At 71.2% G+C, this 26,447-nt stretch carries 23 protein-coding genes; 11 read left to right on the plus strand and 12 right to left on the minus strand.

All coding sequences use genetic code 11. The features are described from left to right. Positions 1 to 9: 9 nt before the first annotated feature. On the minus strand, positions 10 to 2,031 hold the full coding sequence (locus tag HHX30_RS12480) for a glycosyltransferase (protein WP_169982053.1): 2,022 nt from the start codon (positions 2,029 to 2,031) through the stop codon (positions 10 to 12). A gap of 528 nt (positions 2,032 to 2,559) precedes the next feature. Between HHX30_RS12480 and HHX30_RS12485 the strand changes: the two genes are divergently transcribed. Further along, positions 2,560 to 2,868, plus strand: a complete 309-nt coding sequence (locus HHX30_RS12485; RefSeq protein ID WP_396703800.1) for a helix-turn-helix domain-containing protein — start codon at positions 2,560 to 2,562, stop codon at positions 2,866 to 2,868. A 143-nt stretch (positions 2,869 to 3,011) separates the two neighbouring features. On the opposite strand, the gene HHX30_RS12490 is transcribed toward HHX30_RS12485, so the two are convergent. After that, on the minus strand, positions 3,012 to 3,512 hold the full coding sequence (locus HHX30_RS12490; RefSeq protein ID WP_169982055.1) for a hypothetical protein: 501 nt from the start codon (positions 3,510 to 3,512) through the stop codon (positions 3,012 to 3,014). Positions 3,513 to 4,098: 586 nt separating this feature from the next. Here HHX30_RS12490 and HHX30_RS12495 point away from each other — a divergent pair. Then, positions 4,099 to 5,787, plus strand: a complete 1,689-nt coding sequence (locus HHX30_RS12495) for an asparagine synthetase B family protein (RefSeq protein ID WP_169982056.1) — start codon at positions 4,099 to 4,101, stop codon at positions 5,785 to 5,787. A gap of 266 nt (positions 5,788 to 6,053) precedes the next feature. Next, entirely contained in the window at positions 6,054 to 7,793 is a 1,740-nt protein-coding gene (gene treS, locus HHX30_RS12500; RefSeq protein ID WP_169982057.1) for a maltose alpha-D-glucosyltransferase, read from the plus strand. A gap of 71 nt (positions 7,794 to 7,864) precedes the next feature. Here the strand turns inward: treS and HHX30_RS12505 are convergent, their stop codons facing one another. From HHX30_RS12505 to HHX30_RS12515, 3 genes are all read right to left on the minus strand, one after another. Then, positions 7,865 to 10,135 carry an FtsX-like permease family protein gene (locus tag HHX30_RS12505; RefSeq protein WP_311922342.1) on the minus strand — a complete coding sequence of 757 codons (2,271 nt, stop codon included), beginning with the start codon at positions 10,133 to 10,135 and terminating at the stop codon, positions 7,865 to 7,867. 192 nt (positions 10,136 to 10,327) lie between these two features. Further along, complete coding sequence (locus tag HHX30_RS12510; protein ID WP_169982059.1) at positions 10,328 to 11,083, minus strand: ABC transporter ATP-binding protein; 756 nt, start codon at positions 11,081 to 11,083, stop codon at positions 10,328 to 10,330. Then, positions 11,080 to 11,586: a PadR family transcriptional regulator gene (locus HHX30_RS12515; protein ID WP_169982060.1), complete on the minus strand. Its 507-nt coding sequence runs from the start codon at positions 11,584 to 11,586 to the stop codon at positions 11,080 to 11,082. Before HHX30_RS12515 ends, HHX30_RS12510 begins: the two co-directional genes overlap by 4 nt. Before the next feature lie 136 nt (positions 11,587 to 11,722). On the opposite strand from HHX30_RS12515, the gene HHX30_RS12520 reads away from it, so the two are divergent. The 7 genes from HHX30_RS12520 to HHX30_RS43710 all read left to right on the plus strand — a co-directional run bounded on the left by HHX30_RS12520 (position 11,723) and on the right by HHX30_RS43710 (position 18,617). After that, positions 11,723 to 12,985 (plus strand): ABC transporter substrate-binding protein, encoded by a 1,263-nt coding sequence (locus tag HHX30_RS12520; RefSeq protein ID WP_169982061.1) that lies wholly within the window; start codon positions 11,723 to 11,725, stop codon positions 12,983 to 12,985. A 2-nt stretch (positions 12,986 to 12,987) separates the two neighbouring features. Continuing rightward, complete coding sequence (locus HHX30_RS12525) at positions 12,988 to 14,319, plus strand: ABC transporter substrate-binding protein (RefSeq protein ID WP_169982062.1); 1,332 nt, start codon at positions 12,988 to 12,990, stop codon at positions 14,317 to 14,319. A gap of 211 nt (positions 14,320 to 14,530) precedes the next feature. After that, on the plus strand, positions 14,531 to 15,922 hold the full coding sequence (locus tag HHX30_RS12530; RefSeq protein WP_169982216.1) for an ABC transporter permease subunit: 1,392 nt from the start codon (positions 14,531 to 14,533) through the stop codon (positions 15,920 to 15,922). Continuing rightward, on the plus strand, positions 15,919 to 16,806 hold the full coding sequence (locus tag HHX30_RS12535; RefSeq protein WP_169982063.1) for a carbohydrate ABC transporter permease: 888 nt from the start codon (positions 15,919 to 15,921) through the stop codon (positions 16,804 to 16,806). The genes HHX30_RS12530 and HHX30_RS12535 overlap by 4 nt, the downstream gene beginning before the upstream one ends. 184 nt (positions 16,807 to 16,990) lie before the next feature. Next, positions 16,991 to 17,668 (plus strand): uracil-DNA glycosylase, encoded by a 678-nt coding sequence (locus HHX30_RS12540; protein WP_169982064.1) that lies wholly within the window; start codon positions 16,991 to 16,993, stop codon positions 17,666 to 17,668. Positions 17,669 to 17,692: 24 nt separating this feature from the next. Continuing rightward, complete coding sequence (locus HHX30_RS12545) at positions 17,693 to 18,043, plus strand: hypothetical protein (RefSeq protein WP_169982065.1); 351 nt, start codon at positions 17,693 to 17,695, stop codon at positions 18,041 to 18,043. 307 nt (positions 18,044 to 18,350) lie between these two features. Beyond that, on the plus strand, positions 18,351 to 18,617 hold the full coding sequence (locus HHX30_RS43710; protein WP_396703806.1) for a hypothetical protein: 267 nt from the start codon (positions 18,351 to 18,353) through the stop codon (positions 18,615 to 18,617). Here HHX30_RS43710 and HHX30_RS12555 read toward each other — a convergent pair. Both HHX30_RS12555 and HHX30_RS12560 read right to left on the minus strand, forming a co-directional pair. Then, positions 18,520 to 19,062: an MOSC domain-containing protein gene (locus HHX30_RS12555; RefSeq protein WP_169982066.1), complete on the minus strand. Its 543-nt coding sequence runs from the start codon at positions 19,060 to 19,062 to the stop codon at positions 18,520 to 18,522. The genes HHX30_RS43710 and HHX30_RS12555 overlap by 98 nt on opposite strands. After that, the gene (locus HHX30_RS12560; protein WP_311922344.1) at positions 19,059 to 19,715 is read right to left on the minus strand and encodes a TetR/AcrR family transcriptional regulator; all 657 of its coding nucleotides are present in this window, start codon (positions 19,713 to 19,715) and stop codon (positions 19,059 to 19,061) included. The genes HHX30_RS12555 and HHX30_RS12560 overlap by 4 nt, the downstream gene beginning before the upstream one ends. Positions 19,716 to 19,810: 95 nt before the next feature. On the opposite strand from HHX30_RS12560, the gene HHX30_RS12565 reads away from it, so the two are divergent. Continuing rightward, the gene (locus HHX30_RS12565) at positions 19,811 to 20,737 is read left to right on the plus strand and encodes a TIGR03564 family F420-dependent LLM class oxidoreductase (RefSeq protein ID WP_169982067.1); all 927 of its coding nucleotides are present in this window, start codon (positions 19,811 to 19,813) and stop codon (positions 20,735 to 20,737) included. Positions 20,738 to 20,968: 231 nt separating this feature from the next. On the opposite strand, the gene HHX30_RS12570 is transcribed toward HHX30_RS12565, so the two are convergent. From HHX30_RS12570 to HHX30_RS12590, 5 genes are all read right to left on the minus strand, one after another. Next, positions 20,969 to 21,913 (minus strand): hypothetical protein, encoded by a 945-nt coding sequence (locus tag HHX30_RS12570; RefSeq protein WP_169982068.1) that lies wholly within the window; start codon positions 21,911 to 21,913, stop codon positions 20,969 to 20,971. A gap of 125 nt (positions 21,914 to 22,038) precedes the next feature. Beyond that, on the minus strand, positions 22,039 to 23,100 hold the full coding sequence (locus HHX30_RS12575; protein WP_169982069.1) for a hypothetical protein: 1,062 nt from the start codon (positions 23,098 to 23,100) through the stop codon (positions 22,039 to 22,041). 225 nt (positions 23,101 to 23,325) lie between these two features. Further along, on the minus strand, positions 23,326 to 23,793 hold the full coding sequence (locus tag HHX30_RS12580) for an NUDIX domain-containing protein (RefSeq protein ID WP_169982070.1): 468 nt from the start codon (positions 23,791 to 23,793) through the stop codon (positions 23,326 to 23,328). Positions 23,794 to 23,878: 85 nt separating this feature from the next. Further along, complete coding sequence (locus HHX30_RS12585; RefSeq protein WP_169982071.1) at positions 23,879 to 24,817, minus strand: GNAT family N-acetyltransferase; 939 nt, start codon at positions 24,815 to 24,817, stop codon at positions 23,879 to 23,881. Positions 24,818 to 24,974: 157 nt separating this feature from the next. Then, a complete protein-coding gene (locus tag HHX30_RS12590) occupies positions 24,975 to 26,312 on the minus strand; it encodes a YibE/F family protein (protein WP_169982072.1) in 1,338 nt (445 codons plus the stop codon). Positions 26,313 to 26,447: the final 135 nt, after the last annotated feature.

A 26,447-nucleotide genomic window follows, 5' to 3' on the forward strand; every position in this document is an offset into this window, starting at 1 on the left:
ACGGAACATCTAGAGCAGGGCGAGGGGTTCGGCCGGGACGTATCCCTCCATGCGCGCCGAACCGAGCAGCGAGCCCTCGGCCGAGTCGCGGACGCAGACGTAGGAGTAGCGGTCGGCCGAGTAGACCCGCACCCCGTCCGTACGGCACTGCCGCATCAGGACCTCGCCCCACTCCTCGGAGACGTCGGCGAAGCCGAGCTCGGTGAGGACCTGACGGCGGGCCAGGACGGTGCCCCCGACCACCTCGGGGAGGAACCGGTGCTCGGCCTCCGGCTGGCGCAGCAGCGTCGCGCCCGTCCCCGGCAGGTGGGCGTAGAACGACGCCTTCCCCAGCACCTCGGCGTCGGTGGAGGCGAAGTGGCGGACGAGGTCGGCCAGGTAGTGCTCGCCGTACAGGTCCCTGGCGTCGAGCACGGCCACGTAGTCGCCGTCGGCGAGCCGGACGGCGCGGTCGAGGGCGGCGCCCCGAGTGACCGGCTCCCGCGTGGCGCGGACCACGACGTCGAGGTCCGGGCACGCCTGGCGGACCGTCTTGTCCACCAGACCCGCGTCCAGGCCGTCCGCCACGATCACGATCTGACCGGGCCGCTCGATCTGACGGGTGACCTGGGCGAGCAGGCGGTCCAGCTCGGCCGGGTCGGAGACGGCGGTGATCGCCGTGATCACGCCGCTGCCCCGCACGCTCGGCACGCCGAGGGTGTCGAGGATCGGGTCGAGCAACGGGGTGACGCCGGCGCGGGCCCGCCAGGCGAGATGGGCCTCCCTGGCCAGCCGTCCCTCGTCGGCCATGAGGATCTCGGCCGCCGCGAGGATCTCCTCGCCCTTGGCCCCGGCCCGCACCTGGAGCACCGGGGTGCCGCAGGCCGCGACCTCCCCTATCACCCTCGGCTCGGCGTCGGCGCCCGCGATCACCAGGGCCGGCCGCCGGTAGGCCGTCAGCACGTCGTCGTACGCCGTCTTGTCGTCGCCCTGGCCGGCCAGCGGCTGCCAGGCCGCGCCGCCGGCGGGCGGGGTGACCGTGCCGAGCGTGACGATCTCCCCGGTCCTGCCGCCCTCGGCGGGGATGGGGTTGTGCACGCGGGGCTGGATCGCAAGCGGGAGCACGCCGACCCGGTCGTGGCGCAGCGCCGACCGCCACTCGCGGGCGCGGGCCTCCGTGGTGGCCAGCACGTACTCGAAGTGCTCGGCCGCCGGGACGGCCCGCGACACCGCGCCGCCGGAGTGCCAGAAGACCGTCTTGACGCCCCGCTTGTGACAGGCCGCCACCAGGTCGCGCAGCGCACGCGTCTCGCCGGCCAGCGCCTCCAGCCAGCGCCCGCCGTTGCCCTGCCGGGGGCCGGGCCGTACGGACTCGACGAACAGCACGTGCGGCCGCTGCTGGTCGAGCATGGCCTCCCAGTTGTCCGGGCCGAAGTTGGTCACCAGCCGCCACTCGTACCGCAGGAGCGCCTCGGTCTGCCGGTCCACGATCGCGGCGACCGTCATGTACGGCCGGGCCGTCGGGCCCTTGGGGACCACGAACGACTCGGCGAGCGGCGCGGAGACCTGCGGAGCCTTGGGCTCGGGCGCCGCGGGGGCCGCCTTCACCTCGGGGACGGCGGGGATCTCCGGCTTGAAGTCCGAGCGCTTGGGCGCGGGGCGTTTCCTGACCGGCGCCTTGAGCGTCCTGGCCACCGTGCCGGGCTTCTTGCTGTGGATCGCGTCGCCGAGTTTGCTCCACCGGCTGTCCTGGAGCGAGGCGAGCTTCCAGTTGGCGACCTCGGTCTGGTACTTCTGCTCCGCGAGTTGCTTGGCGAGCTGCGCGTTCTGCCGCTCGACGGTCTTCAGCCGCGCCTCGGCCTCACGCATCTTGGTCAGCGCCTCGGCCTCCGAGCGCGCCACCTCCTCCAGCCGCCGCTGGTAGTCCGTGATCAGCCGGGCCAGTTCCGCCGCGCCGGAGGCCCGCTCCACCGCCTCCGCCAGCGCCTGCCGCAGCGCCGCCGGGTCGCTCCGCTCGGGCTGTCCGGCTGCCGGCTCGCTTACCTCGCTCATAGGGGGTGACTCCGCGGTAGACCTTCAGGACCAGAGTCACAATATTCGCAGAACACCCTGATCGCTCTCAGGCAGAGTCACGGCCTCGTCCGCCCCGTCCGCCACATCCCCCCGCGACCGGTGGCCCACGAACCTCGCGACCAGATCGCCACGGACCTTGCGGCCAAACGACCATGACACCAGCGACCAAACGGCCACCGATCACGCGACCATCGCTCCACAAAGGCAGTGTGACCTGGGGAGACGCGACTTTTCGAGGCCCGCGAGCGTAAGACCCGCTGTCGTCGCTCAGCCGCCCTCGTCAATCGCCCCCGACCACGGCCGGCCGGGCCGGCGTCTCCAGAGGACTCCCACTCGATTCCCACCGGCTTGTTGCCGATCCGAGAGACAGGGGGCTTGCCTTGACTATAACGTCCCTGTTATGACCACGGTCTTCCGCAAGCAGCGGATGCGGGAGAGGTCAGAGATCGAGCGAGCCGTACGGGCCATGCGGCGATGCGTCACGGAAGCGCACACGGCAGACGAGGAGTGATCGACTTGAGCGAGCGCAGGGCATGGTCGGACAAGCGCTCTGAGATCATGAATCGCGCCGGCGCCGGAGCCGCCTACGAGGCCGCTCGCCTCCGCTTCGAACTCGGCGACGCGGTGCGGCGGCGGCGCGAGGAGCTCGGCCTGACGCAGACGGAGCTGGCGGCTCGCGCAGGCCTCAAACAACCCGCGGTGGCCCGCTTCGAGGCCGGCGGCACCATGCCCACGATTCCCATGCTGGAACGCCTCGCCGAAGCCCTCGAGGTACGGCTCAGCGTGCAGTTCCAGCCCTTCCGGGAGGCAAGTTAGCCCAGCACCGAGGACAAGGCCGAGGTCGACGCGGTGCCGGAGAACCGGCAGGGCCGCGTCGTCGGTGTCGAGGTAGGGGTTCGTCCACATGGAGCTCGCCGGCCGACTTGCCGCATGCTCCCGTGGGGCCGCCACCGGCCGGGCTAGCAGTATCGCCTCTCGACATCCCGCTGGAACTCCTCTAGTGAGACCTTCTCCCGCATGCCGTCTAGAACCTGGCTCGTTTCGGCGAGCTCCCGCGGCACCTGGTCTTGCAGGAAGGACACCTGGAGCTCGAACCCGTCCGTCAGCCGAGCCGTGGCGAGGACGTTTGGCGGAATGGGCGACTTCAACGGTATTTCGAGGGTCTTGAAACCGGTCGCGTCGCCCACTGTTATCTCGCCACCCTGCTCCACTGCGCCGGTCGGCTTCGAGACCTTCCAAATAGGCTTGAGCGTCCGGCGGTCGGCGACGCTGAAAGAGGAGAGTCGCTCGCCGGAGCACAAGGTGACGACGAACCACAGGCTTCCGTCGGCAGCGCGGCCGATCCCCACCGGTCGTGGCAGGTCGTCGCCGAATCGCGCGACGCACGCTGTCGAGGCGAGCAGACAGATCGACGAGACGAGCAGGGCATAAACGACGCCGCGTCGGCGGGGATCGCGCATTTTACGTTCCAGTCTCCTAGCAGTGATACGTGTTGCCCATCGCATCCGCCTGTCTTTCATAAACGTTCTCACAGGGGTCGGTGGGCTGCGAGAGGTAGTACACGAGGAATGTCGGCCAGAATTTGGTCTGCGAGTAGTAGTAGTTCCACTGGCGCATGTGCTCTGCCTCGTGTGCAATGACGATCGGATTGAGATCGGCCAGAGGGTGGAAACGCCCTCTCTCGGCGACACCTTCGTCACGTTCAGAGCGCGGTGGAGCAGTCCCGCAAAACAGCATTCACCGGCAAAGGTCGGCAAACCTTCAAAAACGTATAACAGCGCCAAGTTAGCGATCAAGGGGTGATCATCTACATTTCATCTATATATACACTCACATGCGGAATATCACCCTCTGTTATCTTTCGATTGTCACGCCCTCACGTCGGCGCGAAACCGGCGCCTGTTGGCGGGGTATTAAAGGAAGCCCATTTCGTTCGTCCGGCCGATGCCGGGCGGCCACCGCTCCCGCCCGCGGCCGTGACGGACTCCGGTCCCCCGGCCGGCCCGAGGTCCGTAGACTCGGCTGCGGTTCAAGGGAGGGCAAACCGTGCGCAAGGGTGAGTGGCCGCGATTCCAGGCCAGGCCGTACGTCTGCGGGGCCGTCGGGCCCTTCGAGCAGGCCAAGCTCGACCTGCTGGCGCGGTCGGGGCCCGCCGTGCAGGGCGTGCACAGCGCCCCGGAGGCCGCGCTGCTCGCCTCGGCTCCCCTGGCGCCGTACGCCACGGGCGAGCGGACGACCGAGTACGCGTGGGGCGACCGGCGGCCGGAGACCGGGGGCGAGCCCCGGGCGAACGCGTGGCTGCGGGTCGCGGAGACGTACGAGACCCCGGGCCTGGTGGACGAGCCGGACACCGTGAGCCTGCACACGGGCGGTCTCGGCCTGGTCGACGTCTACTACCTGCAGGACGGGGAGGCTGTCTACTTCTCCTCGCTCATCGAGCCGCTCCTCGCGCTGGCCCGGCGGCCGTACGAGGTGAACTGGGAGGCGTGGGCGGCGATCCTCCGGCTGACCTACCCGCTGCTGGAGGACACGCCGTACCGCCAGATCCGGCGCCTGCCCGGGGCGACCGCGCTGAGCTGGTCACGCCGCGCGCGCAGGCTGCGCGTCGACCGGCGGACCCCGCGCTGGGTGCGGGAGGAGCCGGTGGACCGGGGCGTCACCGGCGGCGACCTGGTCGCGCTGCTGCACGACGCGCTCAAGCCGTACGAGCGGGTGCTGGTGCCGGTGAGCGGCGGGTACGACTCGCGGCTGCTGGCCAGCGTGGCGGTGGCCAGGAAGATGGACGTCGAGTCGTGGACCACGAGCCCGGACGACGGGCTGGACAACGACATCGACTTCGCCCGCTACATCACCCGTGAGCTGGGGATCCCGCACCGGATCATGCCGCAGGACCCGGCCGCCTATCCGCAGGAGGCGCTGTGGGCGGCGCGCCGCCTGGAGTTCCTCACCAGCCACCACGCGTGGTACTCCCCCTTCGCCCGGGAGGTCCACGGCGCGGGCCGGGCACTGGTGGACGGTCTCGCGGGCGGCCCGCTGATGAAGAACTTCCTGATCACGGCGGACGCCGTCGGCGCGGGCACCGGCGCGTCGCGCCAGAATGCGCTGCTGAAGGCGCTGGCGACCGGCGACGCCCACGTCCCCGTGCTCGGCGAGGCCGCCGCCGCGTGGATGGACGACCGGGTCCGCACGGCGTTCACCCGGGCGACCTCCATGCTGCACGGGCACCGGGCCGAGCTGCCGTTGAGCGTGCTGCACACCCGGACCGTGCGCGGCATCGCCCGGTCGCCGGTCAACCTCGTCGGCCCCGAGGCGACCCCGGTCTTCCCGTTCCTGCACCCGGAGTTCTTCGACGCGGCGCTGTCGGTGCCGGTCGCCCGCAAGGAGGGCGGGAAGTTCTACCGGGAGGTCCTGCGGGCCGCCAACCCCAGGGTGGCCGCGCTGCCCTCGACCAACACCCCGCTGCTGCCGAACCGCCGGGTGCCGCTGCGCTCGAACGGGCCGGTCGCCCGCGAGTGGAACCACCGGATGCTGGTCAGGGCCGCGGAGATCCCCGGGCTGATGTCGCGCCCGATGCTTGAGGCGATCGCCGGCGGGCCGGACGCGCTGACCTCCTTCGGGTCGTGGAACTCGCGGTTCTGGCTGCGCGCCCTGGTGGCGTTCGGGGCGTGGCTGAGCGACTACGAGGACGTGCTCGGCGACCTCACCCCGCCCTGGACGGCTCCGTCCGGCGGGTAGCCCGCGCCGCACACCCGCACCCGCGCCCCGCCCCGGCCGGCGCCGTCCGGCGGGTAGCCCGCACCGTCCGGCTGCGCGCCTGTGCGGTAGCTGTACGTGATCAGTTGGAAACAGGTAAAAACTGCATGTCAGACCCCTGTCAGCCTTTTCGGTCAGGCCACCTTGAGTGGTATTTTTGGTCAACTAGAGCCAAACATCACGGCGTGAGCTTCAAAGCTCGGGTGTGACCTGACCACGCGCCCCCTCTTATCTCAAGCGAGAACCAGATGAACGCTGCTGCGCCCTGCCCTGACCCCGCCTCGGGGCCATTCGGGGCCTCACCCGGCGATCTCCCGGAGATCACCGATTTCACCTCGCAGGACCCCCGCTGGTACAAGCGCGCGGTCTTCTACGAGGTACTGGTCCGCGGATTCAAGGACTCCAACGGCGACGGCACCGGCGACCTGCGCGGGCTGATCGACAAGCTCGACTACCTCCAGTGGCTCGGGGTCGACTGCCTCTGGCTGCTGCCGCTCTACGAGTCCCCGCTCAAGGACGGCGGCTACGACATCTCGGACTACCTCAAGATCCTTCCGGAGTTCGGCGACCTCGGCGACTTCGTGAAGCTGATCGAGGCGGCCCACGAGCGCGGCCTGCGGGTCATCACCGACCTGGTCATGAACCACACCAGCGACCAGCACCCGTGGTTCCAGGCCTCCCGGCAGGATCCGGACGGCCCGTACGGAGACTTCTACGTCTGGTCGGACGACCCGAACAAATACTCCGGCGTCCCGATCGTCTTCGTGGGCAGCGAGGAGTCGAACTGGACGTTCGACCCCGTGCGCAAGCAGTACTACTGGCACCGGTTCTTCCACCACCAGCCCGACCTGAACTATGACAACCCGGACGTCCAGGACGCGATGATGGAGGTCATCCGCTTCTGGCTCGACCTGGGCGTCGACGGCTTCCGGCTGGACGCGGTGCCCTACCTGTTCGAGCGCGAGGGCACCTCCTGCTCCGGGCTGCCCGAGACCCACGACTACCTCAGGAAGATCCGCGCCGAGGTGGACCGGATCTACCCCGACCGGGTGCTGCTCGCCGAGGCCAACGGCTGGCCCGAGGACGTGGTCGAGTACTTCGGCGACCCCACCGTGGGCGGCGACGAGTGCCACATGGCCTTCCACTTCCCGCTGATGCCACGCATCTTCATGGCCGTGCGCCGGCAGAGCCGCGAGCCGATCTCCGAGATCATGTCGCGCACGCCGAAGCTGCCGGAAAGCGCCCAGTGGGGCATCTTCCTCCGCAACCACGACGAGCTGACGCTCGAGACCGTGACGGAGGAAGAGCGCGACTACATGCACGCCGAGTACGCCAAGGACCCGCGCATGCGCGCCTACCTCGGCATCCGGCGGCGTCTGGCCCCCCTGCTGGAGAACGACAGGGACCAGATCGAGCTGTTCACGGCGCTGCTGCTCAGCATGCCGGGCTCGCCGGTCATGTACTACGGCGACGAGATCGGCATGGGCGACAACATCTGGCTGGAGGACCGCGACGCGGTTCGCACGCCGATGCAGTGGACCCCGGACCGCAACGCCGGGTTCTCCGACGCCGACCCCGGCCGGCTCTACCTGCCGGTGGTCATGGACCCCGTGTACGGCTACCAGGCCGTGAACGTCGAGGCCCAGGTCAAGAGCGAGTCGTCGCTGCTGCACTTCACCCGGCGGATGCTGCAGATCAGGCGGGAGCACCCGATCTTCGGCACCGGCGACTACACCGAGCTGTGGTCGCCGAACCCGAGCGTGCTGGCCTTCCTGCGGGAGGAGGGCGACGACGTGGTCCTGTGCGTCAACAACCTGTCGCGCTTCGCCCAGCCGGTCGAGCTCGACCTGCGGCGCTTCACCGGGATCACGCCGGTCGAGTGCCGCGGCGGCGTCTCCTTCCCGATGGTCGGCGACCTGCCCTACCTGCTCACGCTGCCGGGCTACGGCTTCTACTGGCTGTCCCTGCGCAGGTCGCCGGACGCCTGACGGGCTCCGCGAAGGGCGCCCCCTGCTGAAGTTCCCTCCAGCGGGGGGCTCTTTACAGCGGGAGGGGCCCTTCAGCGGGCGGTGACGGGCACCTGTGCCCGCGCCGCCCGCCGGGCCGGGATCAGCGCCACAAGCAGGGCCGCCCCGATCGCGCTCACGAGGGTCGCGGCCAGCATGCCCGGCGTCGGGGCCTGGCCGATACCCGCGCCGACGCCACTGCCGCGGCCCTCCAGGTCGATCAGCCACCGGGAGCAGGACGCCCCCGCCGCCGCTCCCAGCACGACCCCCACCGCGGCGGGCAGGCCGGTGGCGGTGACCAGCGTCGCCATCACCTGGCGGGGAGTCAGGCCCATCGCCTTGAGCACGGCCAGGTCGAGGACGTGGTCGCGTAGCCCGAGCGCGCTGGCCGTCAGCAGGCTGGCCAGCCCGATCAGGGCCAGCACGGCGACCAGGGCGACGATGATCACCCGGATGACCGCCAGCCGGTCGGCCGGGTTCACGGCCTGGGCCACCTCGAGTCCCTGCCCCTGCAGCCGGGCACGCACCTGTGCCGCGTCAGCGCCGGGCCGCAGCACCAGGGCGTAGAACTGGGGCGGCAACGCGTCCTTGGCCGCCAGGCTGTCCACCCCGAACGACAGCACCTCACCGTCCTGCTCCGGCTCGACCACCCGGCCCACGATCCGCACGATCAGCGGGGTGCCCCCGATCGTCACGCGGACCCGGTCGCCGATCCGTACGCCGAGGAGATCGAGCAGTCCCTGCCCGGCGATGGCCTCGCCCCGGTCGGCGAACATCCGGCCCTCCACCACCGGGAAGGGGTACGGGTCGGAGGACAGGCCGAGCGCCCTGGTCCGCACGGTCCTCGTCTGCCAGGGGACGAGCGCGTCGAGTTCGGCTCCCGGGTAGGCCGCCACCACGTCCGGATCGGCCATCGCGCGCTGGCGCGCCTCCTCGGCGGTCAGCTCGCCCGGCCGCAGGGACAGGGCCGCCGCCTGGCCCACCCTCTCCGGGTGGCGGCTGAAGTCGTCCAGGGTCGCCCAGCAGCCGAGCCCGATCGCGATCATCATCATCGGGATGGCGACGCCGCATACCGTGAGCGCGGCCGGCGTCCTGCGGGTGAAGGCGTCCCTGGCGCCGAGGACGAGCGCGGGCGGCAGCCGTACGAGCAGGGCGACCCTGGCCAGCCGGGACAGGTGCCCGCGCGGCGGTGCCGCGGGGGCGGCCGGAATCGGCGGGGTGCGCCCGCCGCGCCAGGCCGGGATCAGGACCGCGACCAGCACCGTCAGCGACGTCCCCGCGATGATCGCCGCGAGAGGGCCGGCCGACAGCGGCACGACGACCGTCTCCCCCATGGCGTACGCCGTGATCAGGCGGGCGGCGGCGGCGCCGGCGGCGATGCCGAGCAACCCGAGCGTGCCGTGCTCGGCGACGAGCATCCGGACCACCTGACCCCGGGTGAACCCGAGCGACTTGAGCGTGGCGATGTCGCGCAGCTGGATCAGCACCCGGCCCCCGGCGGCGTTGGCGAGCGCGAGCGCGGCGGCGACCAGGCCCGCGCCGCCGAACAGCGCGAGCAGCAGGCCGAGCAGCCGGTTGTCCAGCTCCATCGAAGCCCGCACCTCGCGCCAGGTCGTCACCCGCTGCACCTGGTTGCGCAACGTGAAGACGGCCCTCTGGACGACGAGGTCGGTGGTGGCGGCATCGGCCAGCCGCAGCCCGGTCACGGTCTCGGTGCGGCCCGGCGCGGGCTCGACGACGTTGAGCGTCTGCGCGAGCGTCCAGGCCAGACCCGGGGTCCACTCCGGGTAGAAGCCCTGGTCGCCGCTCTCGGCCAGTCCGGCGACGGTCAGCGTGTGGGTCGCGCCGTTGAGTCCGGTGACGGTGAACGGGCTGCCCGGCCGCAGGCCGAGGGCCCGGGCGAACGACCGCTCGACGACCACGCCGTTCGGGGTGCGCACGTCGAGCCAGCGGCCCTCGCGCAGGAGCGGGCGGGCCACCGCGGGGAAGGCCGCCGGCGTCTCCTGCAGGGTGATCGGCACCCGCCGGCCACGGGTGACCAGCGTGGCGGGCGCGCTGCGGTACGGCCCGGCGACGTCGGTCACGCCGTTCAGCCCGCGCAGCGCGGACACGTCGGGGACGTCCTTGCTGTGGATCCAGATGTGCGCGCTGTTGCTGCGCGCGAACAGGCCGCGCCAGGGGTTGGTGCCGTCCTCCAGCAGCGTGGCCGCCACGATCAGAGCGGTGACGATCCCCGCCACAGCGAGGACCGTGAGCGCGGCCTGCCCCCGGCGCGCCCGCAGGTCCGCGCGGATCCACCGCAGCTCGGCGGTCCTCACCGTCACCACCCCACCTCCCCGCCGTGATCCGTGACCTGCGGGACAACATGGCGTGATCTTGCGATAGGTCGCAGCGAGGGGGCGTGACCCGCGACGGAGCAGTTCATGATCTTGCAGTTTTCCGCGAGCCGGAGGCGGCGCGCACAGTGATCACGCAGACCGTCCGGGAGTTCGGGTGATTCCTGGCGGTGCACCGGGTCAGCTCCGGAGTTCGACGACGTCCCCCGCCGCTCCCGAGGGGCGCCGGCGCGACTTCGGGATGGCGCCGTCGTCGACGATCTGACCGTCGAGCAGGCTGACGACGCGGTCGGCCATGCTCGCCACCCGGGCGTCGTGGGTGACCAGCACGATCGTCTGGCCCTGCCCGTGCACCTTGCCGAGCAGGCGGAGCACGTCACGGGTGTTGCGGCTGTCGAGGTTGCCGGTCGGCTCGTCGGCCAGCAGCAGCCGGGGCTGGTTGGCGAGCGCGCGGGCCAGCGCGACCCGCTGCTGCTCGCCACCGCTGAGCTGCGCCGGCGACGCCTCGGCGCGGTCGGCGAGGCCGAGCTCGCCGAGGAGGTACTCGCGCCGTTCCCTGGCCTGCCGGGGCGGAACGCCGCCCAGCAGCGCGGGGAGCTCGACGTTGTCGGCCACGGTCATGTTGGCGACCAGGTTGAAGAACTGGAAGACGAAGCCGATCTTCTCGCGGCGGAGCACCGCCCACCCGCTCTCCGAGAGCGTGTCCGCCCGCTTGCCGTCCAGCCAGATCTCGCCGCTGGTACGCGTGTCCAGGCCGCCGAGCATGTGGACCAGCGTGGACTTGCCGGACCCCGACGGGCCCATGATGGCGACGAACTCCCCGGCCTCGACCGTCAGGTCGACTCCGCGTACGGCCGGTACGGGCAGCCCGCCGGTCTGGTAGATCTTGACCAGGTTGACCGCCCGGACGACGGGAGCACCGCTCCGCTCGCTCATGGCAGGTCCTCCTGGCAGCGCTCGAGCCAGTCGAGGTCGGCCTGGAGGTGGAGCATGGCCCCCTCGATGAGCAGCAACGCGACGCGGTTGGCCGGGTCGGTGCGCTCGGCCAGCTCGCGGAGGTCTCTCATGAGCGCAAGGTAGTGCCGTCGCTGCCGGTTCACCAAAGCCATGCGGTCGGACAACCCGGTCATCGGGGCCAGCACGAGCTTCATGAAGAACTCGTCGCGCACGCGGGGGCCCTCGGTGGGCTCCTCCACCCAGGTCTCCAGCGCCTCCCGGCCGGTGGCGGTGATGTAGTAGACCTTCTTGTTCGGCCGGTTGGCCTGCTCGACGTCGACCGAGCGGACGAAGCCGTCCTTCTCCAGCCGGCCCAGGGTGACGTAGATCTGTCCGATGTTGGGTGACGGGTAGGCGCCGCCGAAGATCGTTTCCAGTGCCTGTTTCAGCTCGTATCCGTGGGCAGGTTCCTTCGCAAGGAGCGCCAGCAGCGACTGCCGCACGCGCCCACCCCCCAAGCCGTATCGAGCAGTTATCGGAGCGTTACGGGCTGATCCGTTGACGCTCACATTATCGCTATGCATAACATGCATGCACCTACCTAACACGTATGTAACCGGCTTTTCATACGGAGGCCACATGGTTCGCCGAGCCGTCGTCGTCCTGGTCACCTTCCTGGTGGCTGGGTGTGCGGGGCTCGCCGACACCGGCACCGAGTCCGCTGTGGGCAGCGACGGCACCGGGCCGATCACACTGGCGATCGGCAGGGACACCACCGCGTACCTTCGCCCGCTGCTGGACCGGTGGAACCAGGCACACCCGGACGAGCCGGTGTCGCTGCTCGAACTGCCCGAGGCGGCCGACGAGCAGCGCGCCCAGATGGTGGCCAACCTGCAGGCGCACAACGACGTCTACGACGTGCTCGCACTCGACGTGATGTGGACGGCGGAGTTCGCCGACGCCGGCTGGATCGCGCCGCTCGACCGCAGCCTGTTCCCCCTGGACAAGCTGCTCAAGGGCGTCGCGGACACCGCCATCTACCGCGACAGGCTGTGGGCGGCGCCCTACACCAGCAACGCCGGCCTGCTCTACTACCGGTCGGACATCCTGAAGAAGGAGCACCTTAAGCCGCCCAGGACCTGGGCGGAGCTGCGCGAGCAGGCCACGCGCCTGAGCGCGAAGTATCACATCGGGGGATACGCCGGACAGTTCCTTCCGTACGAGGGACTGACCGTCAACTTCGCCGAGGCCGTCCAGTCGGCGGGCGGGTCGATCCTCAGCCCGGACGCCCGCACGGTCACGATGGACCTCGGCAGCGCGCGGGCCGCGCTCGGCTTCCTGGTCGGCGGCGTCAAGGAGGGGTGGATCCCCCGCGAGGCGCTGACGTACAAGGAGGAGGAGTCCCGGCTCGCCTTCCAGGAGGGGCGGCTGCTGTTCGCCCGCAACTGGCCCCACGCGTACGGACCCGCCGCCCATTCGAAGCTGGCCGGGAAGTTCTCGGTGGCCCGGCTGCCCGGCCTCAACGGGCCCGGGTCCAGCTCGCTGGGCGGCTACAACCTCGCCATCAGCGCCTTCTCCAAGCGGCAGAAGTCGGCTCTCGACTTCATCCGCTACTTCACCGGGCGGGACAACGAACGGCTCGTGCTCACCGAGGGCTCGTTCCCCCCGGTGTGGGCGGACCTGTACGACGACCCGGAGCTCATCGAACGGTTCCCGTACCTGCCCGCGCTCAAGGAGGCCATCGTGTCGGCCCGGCCCAGGCCGGTCACCGCCGACTACAACCAGGTCAGCCTGCTGATCTCCAGCGCCGTCACCGGCGCGCTCACCCTTGCCAAACCCGTAGACGAGACCGTCGCCGACCTCAAACAGGGGCTCGGCGAGGTCATCCAGCCCGGAGGATAGATATGCGCAAACTCCCCCCGATCATGGTCGCGTGCCTCGCCCTCGCCGCCGCCGCCGCGTGCGGCAGCGACTCCGGCACCGGCTCGGGCAGCGAGCCCGCGGCCCAGGGCAGCGCCTCGGCCGCCGCCGGCGCCAAGCCGCTGGAGGGCGAGAAGATCGAGATCGCCGCGAAGTGGACCGGCGACGAGCAGGCCAACTTCGAGAAGGTGCTCAAGGCGTTCGAGGAGAAGACCGGCGCCAAGGTCACCTACGCCTCCACCGGTGAGGACACCGGCGCCTACCTCGGCCCCCGCATCCAGGGTGGCAACCCTCCGGACGTCGCCATCCTGCCGCAGCCGGGCCTGGTGCAGCAGTACGCCGACGAGAACGCGCTCAAGCCACTGTCCGCCGAGGTGCAGGCGCAGATCGACCAGAACTACACGCCGTACTGGAAGGAGCTCGGCTCCGCCAAGGGCCAGGTGTACGGCGTGCTCGTCAAGGCGGCGCACAAGTCGCTCGTCTGGTACCGCCAGTCGGCCTTCGACGACGCCGGGGCCCAGCCCGCGGCCACCTGGGACGATCTGATCAAGAACGCCCAGACGCTGTCGGACTCCGGCGTCGCGCCGTTCGCGCTGTGCGGTGCCTCCGGCTGGACGCTGACCGACCTGTTCGAGAACGTCTACCTCTCCACCGCGGGCCCGGAGAACTACGACAAGCTCGCCAAGCACGAGATCCCCTGGACCGACGCCACGGTCAAGACTGCCCTGGAGAAGATGGCGCAGATCTTCGGCAAGAAGGAGTTCATGCTCGGCGGCTCGTCCGGCGCGCTGCAGACCGACTTCCCGACCTGCGTCACCCAGGTGTACGGCCAGAAGAAGGCCGCGATGGTCATCGAGGCCGACTTCGTCGCCGCCTCCGTCGGCCAGTCGGGCGCGAAGGTCGGCGAAGAGGCGAAGGTCATGCCCTTCCCGAAGGCGGGCGACACCGAGCCGGTCGTCCTCGGCGGTGACGTCGGGGTGGCGATGAAGGACTCGAAGGGTGCGCAGGCGCTGCTGGAGTACCTGGCCTCCAAGGAGGGCGGCGAGGTCTGGGCCAAGCAGCCGGGCTACCTGTCCCCCAACCGCAACGTCTCGCCCGACAACTACCCCGACGACCTGACCAAGCAGCTCGCTCAGACGATCATCTCTGCCGGTGAGTCGGTGCGGTACGACATGTCCGACCTGGCGCCCAGCGCCTTCGGTGGCACCGACGGCAAGGGCGAGTGGAAGGACCTGCAGGACTTCCTCCGCAACCCCTCCGACGTGAAGGGCGCGCAGGAGAAGCTCGAGGCGGACGCCGCCAAGGCCTTCAAGTAAAGGAAGGACGGCCGTGACCGAACGGTTGGACGGCCCGCAGGCCGCCGGCGGCGGCGACTCCGCCGCCGGGGCCTCCTCCGGCCCGCGCGATACCCCTGCAGATCCTTCCCCCGCCCCCTCGGGCTCCTCGGACTCCCCCGTCTCCTCGGACTCCCCCGGCTCCTCGGACTCCTCCGGTTCCCCGGACCCGGAGACCGCCACCGCGGACCCCGTGGCCGCCCCGGACGAGCCGCCCGCGGGTCCGGCGGCGGCCGGGTACCCGACGGCGGCCCCGCCCGGCGCGGTCGCGCCGGCGGGCGCGGCTGAGGCGCCCGTACGGCTCGGCCCGTCGCCGAGGCTGGCGGTGCTGTTCCTGTTGCCCGCGGTGCTGCTGCTCGCCGCGTGGGTGATCTACCCGGTCATCTACTCGATCTGGCGCAGCCTCTTCGACGCCACCGGTGACCGCTTCGTCGGACTGGGCAACTACCTGTCGATCTTCACCGACTCCGCGACGCTCACCACGATCAGGAACAACATCATCTGGGTCGTGGTGGCCCCGATCATCGTCACCGCGCTCGGCCTGATCTTCGCGGTGCTGACCGAGCGCATCCGCTGGTCCACGGCGTTCAAGCTCGTGCTGTTCATGCCGATGGCCGTCTCACTGCTCGCCGCCGGTGTCATCTTCCGCCTCGTCTACGAGCAGGACCCCGACAAGGGTGTCGCCAACGCCATCATCACCACCGTCCACGACACGTTCTCCTCCAGCGCCGGATACCCCGGCGCCCGGCCGCGGGAGAACGACCAGGCGCCCGCCGTCGTGCAGGGCGGCGCGGTGGTGACCCGGCAGCAGGCGCAGCCGGGCACGCCGGTGCTGATCCCGCTCGTCGGCCTCAGCCAGGACGTGGTGAAGGACGCCGCGCCCGCCAAGGCCGCCCCGGCCGGCGGTGGCGACGGCCTCAGCGGCACGGTCTGGCTCGACGTGGTCCGCGGCGGCGGTGGCACGCTCAACCAGATCGACCCGCAGGAGAAGGGCCTGGCCGGCATCACGGTCGAGGCGGTCTCCGGCGGCGCGGTCAAGGCGACGACCGAGACGGCCGCGGACGGCACGTTCCGCTTCTCCGGCCTCCCGGCCGGCTCCTACGTCGTACGGCTGCCGCAGGACAACTTCACGGCGCCGTTCAACGGCCTGACCTGGCTCGGCCCGTCGCTGATCACCCCTGCGATCATCGGCGCGTACATCTGGGTGTGGGCCGGGTTCGCGATGGTGCTGATCGCGGCCGGGCTGTCGGCGATCCCCCGCGACGCCCTGGAGGCGGCCCGGATCGACGGCGCGACCGAGTGGCAGGTCTTCCGCCGGATCACCGTGCCGCTGCTGTCGCCGGTGCTGCTCGTCGTCTTCGTCACCATGATCATCAACGTGCTCAAGGTCTTCGACCTGGTGTTCATCATCGCCCCCGGGTCCGTGCAGCCGAACGCCAACGTGATCGCGCTGGAGATGTGGCGCGTCTCGTTCGGCGGCGGAGGCAACCAGGGCATGGGTAGCGCGTTGTCCATCTTCCTGCTCGTCCTGGTGGTGCCGTTCATGATCTTCAACATCCGCCGGTTCAGGAGGGACGAGGGATGACGACCCTGGCCGAACCCCGGCACGCGCAGCCGGTCGCCCGCGGCCTGATCACGCGGGTGACCGACCGCCTCGGCAGCGGCGTGGTGCAGGTCTTCATGATCCTGGTCGCGCTGTTCTGGCTGCTCCCGACCCTGGGCCTGCTGATCGTTTCGCTGCGCGGCGAGACCGAGAACAACTCCTCCGGCTGGTGGACGCTGTTCACCAAGCCGGCGCAGATCACGTTCGAGAACTACTCGAACCTCCTCGCGTCGGGCTTCAGCTCCTCGTTCTGGAACACGGTGCTGATCACGGTGCCCGCAACGCTGCTGGTGATCGGCATCGCGGCCATGGCGGGGTACGCGTTCGCCTGGATCGAGTTCCCCGGCAGGGACACGGTGTTCCTCGTGGTCATCGCCCTGCTGGTCGTCCCGGTGCAGATCGCGCTGATCCCCATCGCCAAGCTGTACGGGTTCCTCGGGATCTTCGGCTCGATCCTCGGGGTCGTGCTGTTCCACGTGGCGTTCGGCCTGCCGTTCGCCATCTTCCTGCTGCGCAACTTCTTCGTGGGCATCCCGCGCGAGCTGCTCGAGGCGGCGCGGATGGACGGCGCGCCCGAGTGGCGGATCTTCGCCACCGTGGTGTTCCCGCTGGCCAAGCCCGCGATCGCGTCGCTCGGCATCTTCCAGTTCCTGTGGGTGTGGAACGACCTGCTCGTCGCGCTGGTGTTCGCCGACACCGACAACCAGCCGATGACGAAGGCACTGCAATCCCAGATGCGACAGTTCGGCACGAACGTGGACATCCTCGCGCCGGGCGCGTTCCTGTCGCTCATCATCCCGCTGGTGCTGTTCTTCGCCTTCCAGCGGTATTTCGTGCAGGGCCTGCTCGCGGGCTCGGTCAAGTGACCCGGCCGGAGGCCCCGAAAGTCCCGGGGTCTCCGGCATCACCGCGGTCGCCATGGGAAATGTCCCGTGTGTGGCGAACCGTGCCGAGAGGGCGTCGGATGCCCGCTTCACGGGGGTAAGCGGGCATCCGATCTTTCCCCCGCCGGGCCGTACGGGGACGGAAAAGCCGATAGAGTGCGCGGACATGTCAGGACGTCCGTTGCACGAACTCGTGGAAGCCGGATGGGCCGAGGCCCTCGCACCCGTGGCCGGGCGCATCGCCGCCATGGGCGACTTCCTCAGGCAGGAGATCGCGGAAGGCCGCCAGTACCTCCCGGCGGGCGAGAACGTGCTCCGCGCGTTCAAGCAGCCGCTGAACGAGGTCCGGGTGCTGATCGTCGGTCAGGACCCCTACCCCACCCCCGGTCACCCTGTCGGCCTGAGCTTCTCCGTGGCCCCGGACGTACGGCCGCTGCCGGGGAGCCTAATCAACATCTTCAAGGAGTACACGGCCGACCTCGGCCACCCCGCGCCGTCGAACGGCGACCTCACCCCGTGGACCGAGCAGGGAGTGCTCCTGCTCAACAGGGTGCTCACGGTGATGCCGGGCAAGCCCGCCTCCCACCGGGGCAAGGGGTGGGAAGAGGTGACCGAGCAGGCCATCAAGGCGCTGGTCGCGCGGGGCGGGCCGCTCGTGGCGATCCTGTGGGGCCGTGACGCCCGCAACCTGCGCCCCATGCTGGGGGAGGTGCCGTGCATCGAGTCGGCCCACCCCAGCCCGTTGTCCGCGCGCAGCGGATTCTTCGGCTCCCGTCCGTTCAGCCGGGCCAACGCCCTGCTGGAGCAGCAGGGCGGGGCGCCGGTCGAGTGGAAACTGCCATAACGGCTTGCCGATAGGATCACCACCATGAGCGATGGAACGGACACCGGTCGCTATCTGCGGCTCACCGTCGACCTGGTGGTCGAGGTCCTCGATGTCGACGCGCTGCAGGCGGCGGCGCTCGCCGAGATCCGCGACCCCCAGGCCGAACTGGACGACGCCGAGCGGCAGGAGCAGATCGAGCTGGTCAACTCCGACAAGACGGGCGCGGCGGCCCTGCAGTGGCTGATCGAACCCGACCACGTGCTCGGCCTCGTCGAACACGTCACCGAGATCGAGCCGCGTGAGGCGATGCTCGGCGTCGAGCCGTCGGAGGGGGTCCTGGAGGACGAGGACGACCACGACCACGACCACGACGAACCGGGCCACATCCACTGAGGCCTGTGTACGAGAGAGGGCGTCGGGCCGGCCGACGGGCCGGGCCGGCGCGCCCTGATCGAGCGGATGACCGCCCCTCCTCGCGGGACGTCCTGTTCGTGCCGCCGCCGCTGCGACCGGGCGGCACACTCCCCTGAGACAGCGAACGCCCGCGCCGGACCCGAGGGGATGATGCCGGCCATGGTGATCCGGCAGACTGCCGTCACATGACGCCCCCGCTCCCGTCGACGACCTCATAGCCGCCTACCTCGAGGCGATCGACGCCGAAGCCGGCGGCCTCGTCGAGGGGCTGTATCTGGAGGGGTCCGTGGCCTTGGGCGACTTCCGCCCGAACACCAGCGACGTCGACTTCGTGGCCGTCATCGCCGCGCCGTCCTCGCCTTCGCCGACGAGGTCATGCCGTACCGCCGCGGACGCGACCCGGAACAGGCCGACCGCTTCGCCGACGTCCTCTCTGAGCCGCCGGCCTCCGGGGCTCAGACCACCTGAAGAGGGTGGTGGGGGCCGGCCGGCGGCTCGACACGGATCGGGTCGCCCGGCCGGACCTCGCCACCCGCGAGGACGACGCCCATGATCCCGGCCTTGCGCACCAGGGTGCCCTCCTCGTCCCGGTCCAGCACCGCCTTCAGCAGCCCGTCCTGGAAACCGTCGATCTGGAGGCAGGGGTTGCGAAGGCCGGTCACCTCGACGACGGCCGTCTCGCCGAGGTGCAACCGGGTCCCGGTGGACAGCGCGAGCAGATCGACGCCCCTGGTGGTGACGTTCTCCCCCATGTCCCCCGCCCGTACGGCGAAGCCCGCCTCACGCAGCTCGTCGTGCACCTCCGCGTGGATGAGGTGCACCTGGCGCAGATTCGGCTGACTGGGATCGCGGGCGACCCGCGACCGGTGCTTCACGGTCACCCCGGCGTGGGCGTCCCCCTCGACGCCCAGGCCGGTCAGCAGCCGGATCGACTCCAGCGGCGTCTTGCTGAAAGTGTGGGTCGCGCTACGGCTGACCGCCGTCACCCTGCTCGTCATGTCCCCTCCTCGTGGGCGGATGGCTCCATTCCGCGCACGAGGGCGAGGAGACGGTCAAGCAGATATTCGTCATCCGGGGCCTGCTCGCTCACCCACGCGATCGCGTTGACCAGGGTGAGGAGGTCGGCGATCCCGATGCCGCCGGGCACCGCGCCGTCCCGTTGCGCGCGTTCGAGCAGGGCGGCGCCGGTGGCGCGGATCCGCTCGTGGCAGGCCGCGAGCGCCGCGTCGGCGTGCGGCGCGGGCGGCACGGCCAGTCGCGCGGCGACCAGGCCTCGCATCGCGGTCGCGTGCACCGCCACGGCCCGCAGCCAGGTGCGCAGCGCCTCCGCCGGCGACTCGTGGCCGAGCAGGTCGCGTCCCTTCTCGCACAGCGCCGCCACGTCGTCCCCGATGATCGCCACGAGCAGGGCCCCGAGGGTGGGGAAATGGCGGTACAGCGTGCCCGCGCCCACCCCCGCGCTCTGCGCGATCTTGTTGAGCGACGCCTGGGCTCCGTGCTCGGCGAAGGCGGCTCTGGCGGCGCGCAGCACGCGTTCGCGGTTGTCCCGCGCGTCGGCCCGCATCCGCCGGCTCCCGGGAGCATCGGCCGATGAGCCCGCGTCGCCGGGCTCCGCCTGCCGCCCACGGGCCCTGGCGCTTTCGGTCGTCACGTCAACCTCACATTGCCATCCGGAGAGGTTCTCCGTATTCTAGCCGCACCCAAACCGGAGAAGTTCTCCGGTTGAGGGCCGGAAGGAGCCGTTCGATGAGGATCGGTGTTCTCGTGGGCGAGGTACGGGGAGCCGCGACGGCCGAGGAGTTCACCGGCCAGGTACGGGCGGCGGCGGAGGCCGGTTTCGCCACCGCCTGGTCCGCGCAGGCACTTGGCTGGGACGCGCTGACCGCGCTGGCCGTGACAGGTGCACAGGTGCCGGGCATCGCGCTGGGTTCTTCGGTGGTTCCCGTGCCCGCACGTCATCCGCTGGTACTGGCGAGCCAGGCCCTGAGCGTCCAGGCGGCGACCGGCAACCGGCTCACGCTCGGCATCGGTGCGGGGATCGCGATGATGACGCGGACGATGTTCGGGCTGCCCGCCGATCGGCCCGTCGCCCGGATGCGCGAGTACCTGTCGGTGCTCCGTCCCCTGCTCAGGGGCGAGCAGGTGAGCCATCGGGGCGAGACGTTCACAGCGGAGGGCACGGTGCACGTTCCCGGCGCCGCGCCGCCGCCCGTGCTGCTGGCCGCCCTCGGCCCCGCCATGCTGCGCCTGGCGGGCGAGCACGCGGACGGTGTGGTGACCTGGATGACCGGCCCCCGCACCCTGGCCGGCCACATCGTCCCGACGGTCACGCGGGCGGCCCACGCCGCCGGGCGCCCCTCCCCCCGCGTCGTCGCCGGGCTTATCGTCTGCGTGACGGACGACGAAGCGGGCACCCGGCGGCGGATCGCCGGAGAGTTCGGCCTGGCGGGCCAGGTGCCCGAATATCGGGCCGTGCTCGACCGGGAAGGCGCGGACGGCCCGGAGGACGTTGTGATCGTCGGCGACGAGCGCGCGGTTGTCGACCAGATCCGGCGGGTCGCCGAGGCAGGCGTCACCGAGTTCGCCGCATCGCCGTACGGGGACCCCCGGGAGCAGGAGCGCACCCTCGCGGTGCTCGGCGGCCTCGCCCGGTCGGCCGGCTACGCGATCTGAGAACCGACGCTCGGACCTGCGCGCGGGCCGACCGAAGGCGGAACCGCACCGGCCGACCGGAGGTGCGAAATGCGCGGGTTGGCCAAGGCGCGAACCGCCCGGCCCGCCCGAAAGCACACCTCCACCGGCCTACCGAAGGTGCGAAATGCGCGGGTTGACCAAGACGCGAACCGCGCGGCCCGACCGAAAGTGCACCCCCGTCGGCGACTCTGCGGAGCCGGGCGGGACCGGTCAGGAGCCGAGGACCTCCTCGCGCCGCCGGGCGAGAGACTCCTGCTGACGGGCCAGCTCACCGCAGCGGTCGGAGATCTGGTTGACCAACGCCGCGACCCACTCGGCGACCTCGCGCACCGCCTCCGCCGTACGGGCGATCCGCTGATGCTTGATCGCATCGGTGATGATGTTGTCGAAGAAGACGTCGGCGAACCAGCGGGTGTCCACCTTCGGCAGCTGGGGCGCCGCGCTGACGCCGATGTCGGCCAGCTCGCGGGAGAACCGGTCGAGCGCCCCCTGCGCGTGCCAGGCCGCCTCGTCGGCCTGACGCAGGTGCCCGTGCTCGACCATGTCGGCGAAGCCCCCGCCGCTGCTGAACATGTCCCAGGTCGAGGCGCCGCGAGCGCTGCCCAGATGCCGCAGGACGTAGCCGACCGCCTGACCCGCGGCGGCCCCGGCCTGCTGCGCCTCCTGGTGCTCGCGCAGGTCGGCGCTCACGTTCGCCAGCCGTGCGGCGATGTCGGCGAGCTCCCGGCCGCGCGGATCGCCCGACTCGACCAGCATCCGCTCCTTGCGGGCGAGCAACGCCTCCAGCTCGTGGTGCGGGTTGCCGAGCTCCGCGAGTGCCTGGTCAGTGGTGCGCAGGTCGCCGGTGAGCCACTCCAGGCGGGTCCGCTGGCCGGTGACCCGCTGGCGGGCCGCCGCCGCCTCGGCCCGTTCCCGCGCCAGGCGCTCCTCCTTGCCCCCGGTCAGCCCCGCCAGAAAGGCGGTGAAACCGCCCTGCTCCAGCTTGACGACGTCGCGGTCCTCCTTGGCGAGCTGCCGCTCCAGGTCCGCGAGCACGCCACGGACCTCCTCGATTTGAGTCAGGAGAGTGGCACGCTGCCGGGTGAGCTGGTCCCGGCGCCTGGCGCGCTCCCGCGCGTCCCGGATCTCGTCGTCGATAGCACCGAAAAGGGTCACACTTCACAGACGTCTGATAGATACCCAAACGTTCCCTCTCAGGTCAGCGGCCCGCCGCATCACCGGCCCACCCGCCCGGGGTGGCGCGACGCCCGCGCCGAGGCATCCTCCCGGCGCCCGCGGGGTCACGCGACCAGCAGGCCGGGCGTGTGGCGGGGGTTTCCGTCGTGACCGCCCGGCAGCCGGAGTTTGAGGCAGGAGCGGGCGGCGGCGTCCGGCGTGAGGCGTGCGCGCAGGACTCCGCCCACCTCGTGCGGCATGCCGGGCAGGGACCCGAACTCGGCGCCGGCGATGCGACCGCTGTCCCGGGACAGCATGCTCGTCCCCGCCACCTCAGGCCGCTCGCGCGGCCCCTCCGATATGCCGGGCAGGGACCCGAACTCGGCGCCCGGGATGCGGACGGGAGCGGTCTCCAGGTCCGCTTCGCCGGACAGCACGGCGTACTCCGTCCCGGCAACCCGGAGGCGGCGGGCGACGCCCCGGCAGGGCGACCGGAGGCCGGTGGACAGCCAGGCGAAGTGGCCCGCGAGCAGTGCCTCGGCCACGGTGCGCAGAACGGTCACCGAGCACAGGCTGTGCGCGCAGGCCAGGCCGGCCAGCGTGATCTCCGGCAGCCCGAAGCGCCGCAGGCCGCGCGAGGTCGTGACGAGGCACGAGCAGCCGCCGTCCACATCGGCCCCGACGTCACCGGCCCGAGCGGCAGCGCCGCGGGCGCAGGCGGGTTCCTCGTCGGCGCACGACACCCTCCAGCCCAGCCAGTCGTCGCCGAGGTGGAAGTCCCGCCGCTCCCCCGGGCAGTCCGCGCAGTGGTAGACGGCCGCCCCGGTGAGCGGGTCGTACAACGCGCCGTGGTAAGCCTCCGTGATCCCGCGCGCGGCCGCCCGGGCGACCTGGGCGGCCTCCGGTTGTTCCTCGACCGGGGCGGTACTCGTCACCACCACGTGATGACGGGCCCGTCTCACCCGTTTGAGGTCCTCGGCGCCCAGGTCCATCCGCCGCCATGGGGACCGCGTCGACCGGAAGGCCTCCAGCGTCAGCCGGGGCGTGCCGAGCGCGTCCCTGGCGGCGCGCCGGTGGGACGGCCCCATCCGCCAGGGGACGATCGACGAGAGATCGGTCGGCGTCCGGTCCGTGACGACGACGAAGACCGACGAGGTCTGAGCGGGCACGGGATAGGTGATTCGCATGGCTCCTCCTCCGCGACGTGCTGCACGTACAACCGCCGGAGCGGCCGCGGGAAGTGCCGCAGGAGCAGCCGGCCCCGCACCCACCGCTCCTCGCACTGCCGCAGGGCCACAGCCTGCGCGAATCCACAGCCGCCCGTGCCTACCGAACACCGCTCTGTGGAACGGCGGACGGACAAGACAGGCGAATCCGCGCGTTTCGCCGCCGCGGTCCACAGGCCGGGACGGTCACAACGCCCCGGTCTGCCCGCCTTCGCCGAGGATGAGGAGCCGATGCGACTCCAGCAGCCCTTCCGGCAGGTCGTCCGGCGTGAACCACCGCGCCTCCAGGATCTCCCTGGGGTCGATCTTCATCGTGCCGCCGGCGAACTCGGCCTCGTACGCCACCTCGACCCGCAGCCGGAAGCCGCTCCTGAGCCGCACGAGCCCGCCGACGCGCACCTCCAGACCGGTCTCCTCCCGCACCTCACGGACGACCGTGTCCTGGAAGGTCTCCCCCTTGATCGCGGAGCCGGTGGGCAGCCCCCACTGCCGGCCTTCCGGCCACAACCGATGCCGCAGCAGCAGCACCCGCCCGTCCCCGTCGCGGACGATCCCGGTGACACCGACCATGAACTTCGCCTGCGAGATCCACAGCAGCCGCCACTGCACCGAGCCGCCGATGCTCCGCCACAGCCGGGCGACCAGATCGTTCACGCGACTCCCCTCGTCCAGAGCGATCACGGCAGCGAAGAAGGACATCATCACAGCTCCCGCTGTCCGGCGGACACCGGCGACCGTCCTACCGCTCCCCGCCTTCGCTCCATGTCATGTCGATCCGGCGCCCGATGACCTCGTATCCGGCCCGGAGGAACGCCCGGGCCATCGGGACGTTCCCGACGTCGGTGGCCGCGCGGATGCGCGGGACGCCCTGCCCGGCGAGGATCCGCGTCCCCTCGGCCAGCAGGTCGTCGATGTAGCCGTTGCCGCGGTGAGCGGGCACGACCCCGATGTACGCGATCACCGGGTTGTACTCGTTACGTGCCGGGATGACGAATCCCACCGGTTCGCCCTCGGGTGACGTGGCGATCCGCCACCATTCCCGTGGGCTTCGGTAGTGGGCGAGCTCGTCGTCGTAGTGCTCGGCCGCGGCCCGCTCGGCGGGCATGCGGGCGAGGTCGGCGCGGCTGTGGGCGTCGAGCGTGCCATCGAGGACGAGGGTCATCAGGGCGACCAGTTCCTCCCTGCCGGCCACGGGCCGGAAATCCAGCCGCCCGCTCGGCGCCGCGATGGGAGCGCCAGGGCGCCACTCCAGCCGCAGCCGTTCGACGAGCGGCCGGGCGCCGGCCCGCTCCAGCACGGCCATACGGTTCTCGACGGCGCGCCTCGTCTCCGCGTCGTCACGCCACCGCGGTGGGATGAACGCGTTGTATTCCGGCGGGCGTACCCCTTCGGGCAGCACCGCGGCGCTCGCGGTCTCGAACAACCGGAGCCCGGCGTCGAGGCTCGCCGGTCCGGGCGCGGCGTCGTCGAGGTCGAGGATGTCCAGCAATGCCGGTGGCTCGCCCGCGCGCGGGGCCCACCAGGCCAGCCTGGCGACGAGGCTGTCGCCGCGCAGTGCCATCCACATCCACTCGGGCCGCCGGCGGCCGGAGGCCAGGTCGTCGTCCAGCTCGTCGTTCAGCACGTACGGCAGGCGGCAGAACAGGTCGAGTTCCGCACGCCCCGTGACAGGGCGCATGATCAAACTATCGGGGTTCACGGCGCTTCCTCAGGTGAGGCGTGCCCGCTCGCGCCCAGGGGTCAGCGTCCGGCCGTACCCCCGGAAGGAACCGGCACGACATTCTCGGTACACATCGGCTCGTCCCCTCCTCTCCTCGTCAAGGTGTCCGCCTGTTCTATCGGATGTGCCGCCCGGCGGGCCAATCGTTTTCCGTCCCGGACCCGGAAGGCCAGTGGGTCTCGGGGGAATCGTCTGAGTCGTCCCAGACCGCCTCGCGCCGCCGGCGACGCTCAGCCGGCTCCTTCCCGGAGCGCTGCCGGGGTGCCGCCAGCGCCGCCAGCGCGGTGGTCACGGGGACGGCCGCGATGAGTCCCAGCGTGCCGACGACGCTGCGGATGATCTCCTGCGCTAGCACGGGGTTGCGCAGCACGTCCGCGAGCGGCTGGTCGCCGACGCTGAACAGCAACAGCAGGGGCAGCGCGGCCCCGGCGTACGCGAGGACGATCGTGTTGATCACCGAGGCGATGTGGGCCCGGCCGACGCGGGCGGCGGCCCGGTAGAGACGCCCGAAGTCGTAACCGGGGTTGGCCGCCGCCAGTTCCCGCACGGTGGCCGCCTGGGTCACGGTGACGTCGTCGAGGACGCCGAGCGCGCCGATGATGATCCCCGCGAGCAGCAGGCCCTGCCCGTTGATCCGGTAGTTGCCGTTGAGCAGGAACGAGCTGTCGTCGGTGACCCCCGTGAGGTGCGCGACGTCGATGGCGAAGGCGGACAGCAGACCGGTGAGGGCGAGGCTGACCAGCGTGCCCAGCACCGCCATCGACGTCGTGATCGTGAAGCCGTGGGTGAGGTACAGGACCGCCAGCATGATCGCGGCGGAGCCGGTGATCGCGACCAGGGTCGGCGGCTCGCCGGCGATGATCGCGGGGACGACGAAGGTCAACAGCAGGACGAAGGTCACGGCCAGCCCCATCAGCGCCGTCAGCCCGCGCCAGCGCCCGAAGGCGACGACCGCCAGGGCGAACGCGGCGACGAACAGCCACAGCGGAGAGGACCGGTCGTGGTCCGACAGCAGATACTCCGGTGCGTCGAGCGCGCCGTCCGGCACATGGACCAGCACCACGTCCTCGCCGACCGCGAACCGCTGCGCACCGGGACCGGTGGGCAGATCGGTGGTCACGCTCCGGCCTTCGTCGGGCCCGCTGGTGATCCTGACCCGGACGTCCCCGCAGGAGCCGGAGTCCGCCGCCGCGGCCGTACCGGCCGCCTGCTCGCCCGGTACGGCGGGGCAGGGCTTGGCCACGATGCCGGTGACCGTCCCGTCGACCTGCCGCAGCGAGGGCGAGGCCGGGCCGTCCAGCCGGCCGTGGCCCGGCCACAGCCATATCAGGGCGGCCACCGTCGCCAGGGCGACGGGGACGATGACGGCCAGCGTGGCCACCACGGTCCGGCGTGAGACAGGCGCGGGTGGGGCGGTCGGAGCGGTCGTGCCGTGACTGTGATTGGCGCCCATCTGGACGTACGTCTCCTCGCATCGGGTCGTGCCGCACCGATGGTAAAGGTCCGCCGGGAACGGCGAGGCCGCCCGGCACCGGCCGGGCGGCCTCTACGTCCACCGGATCAGGCCGCGGTGACGGACTCGCGGGGG

The sequence above is a fragment of the Microbispora sp. H10836 genome (assembly GCF_012999525.1).
Classification (GTDB): domain Bacteria; phylum Actinomycetota; class Actinomycetes; order Streptosporangiales; family Streptosporangiaceae; genus Microbispora.

Excerpts from the sequence above, each read along its gene's own strand:
- HHX30_RS12480 (WP_169982053.1), bottom strand. The coding sequence starts at position 2,031 with ATGAGCGAGGTAAGCGAGCCGGCAGCCGGACAGCCCGAGCGGAGCGAC.
- HHX30_RS12490 (WP_169982055.1), bottom strand. The coding sequence starts at position 3,512 with ATGCGCGATCCCCGCCGACGCGGCGTCGTTTATGCCCTGCTCGTCTCG.
- treS (WP_169982057.1), top strand. The coding sequence starts at position 6,054 with ATGAACGCTGCTGCGCCCTGCCCTGACCCCGCCTCGGGGCCATTCGGG.
- HHX30_RS12510 (WP_169982059.1), bottom strand. The coding sequence starts at position 11,083 with ATGAGCGAGCGGAGCGGTGCTCCCGTCGTCCGGGCGGTCAACCTGGTC.
- HHX30_RS12520 (WP_169982061.1), top strand. The coding sequence starts at position 11,723 with ATGGTTCGCCGAGCCGTCGTCGTCCTGGTCACCTTCCTGGTGGCTGGG.
- HHX30_RS12525 (WP_169982062.1), top strand. The coding sequence starts at position 12,988 with ATGCGCAAACTCCCCCCGATCATGGTCGCGTGCCTCGCCCTCGCCGCC.
- HHX30_RS12535 (WP_169982063.1), top strand. The coding sequence starts at position 15,919 with ATGACGACCCTGGCCGAACCCCGGCACGCGCAGCCGGTCGCCCGCGGC.
- HHX30_RS12540 (WP_169982064.1), top strand. The coding sequence starts at position 16,991 with ATGTCAGGACGTCCGTTGCACGAACTCGTGGAAGCCGGATGGGCCGAG.
- HHX30_RS12545 (WP_169982065.1), top strand. The coding sequence starts at position 17,693 with ATGAGCGATGGAACGGACACCGGTCGCTATCTGCGGCTCACCGTCGAC.
- HHX30_RS12555 (WP_169982066.1), bottom strand. The coding sequence starts at position 19,062 with ATGACGAGCAGGGTGACGGCGGTCAGCCGTAGCGCGACCCACACTTTC.
- HHX30_RS12565 (WP_169982067.1), top strand. The coding sequence starts at position 19,811 with ATGAGGATCGGTGTTCTCGTGGGCGAGGTACGGGGAGCCGCGACGGCC.
- HHX30_RS12575 (WP_169982069.1), bottom strand. The coding sequence starts at position 23,100 with ATGCGAATCACCTATCCCGTGCCCGCTCAGACCTCGTCGGTCTTCGTC.
- HHX30_RS12585 (WP_169982071.1), bottom strand. The coding sequence starts at position 24,817 with ATGCGCCCTGTCACGGGGCGTGCGGAACTCGACCTGTTCTGCCGCCTG.
- HHX30_RS12590 (WP_169982072.1), bottom strand. The coding sequence starts at position 26,312 with ATGGGCGCCAATCACAGTCACGGCACGACCGCTCCGACCGCCCCACCC.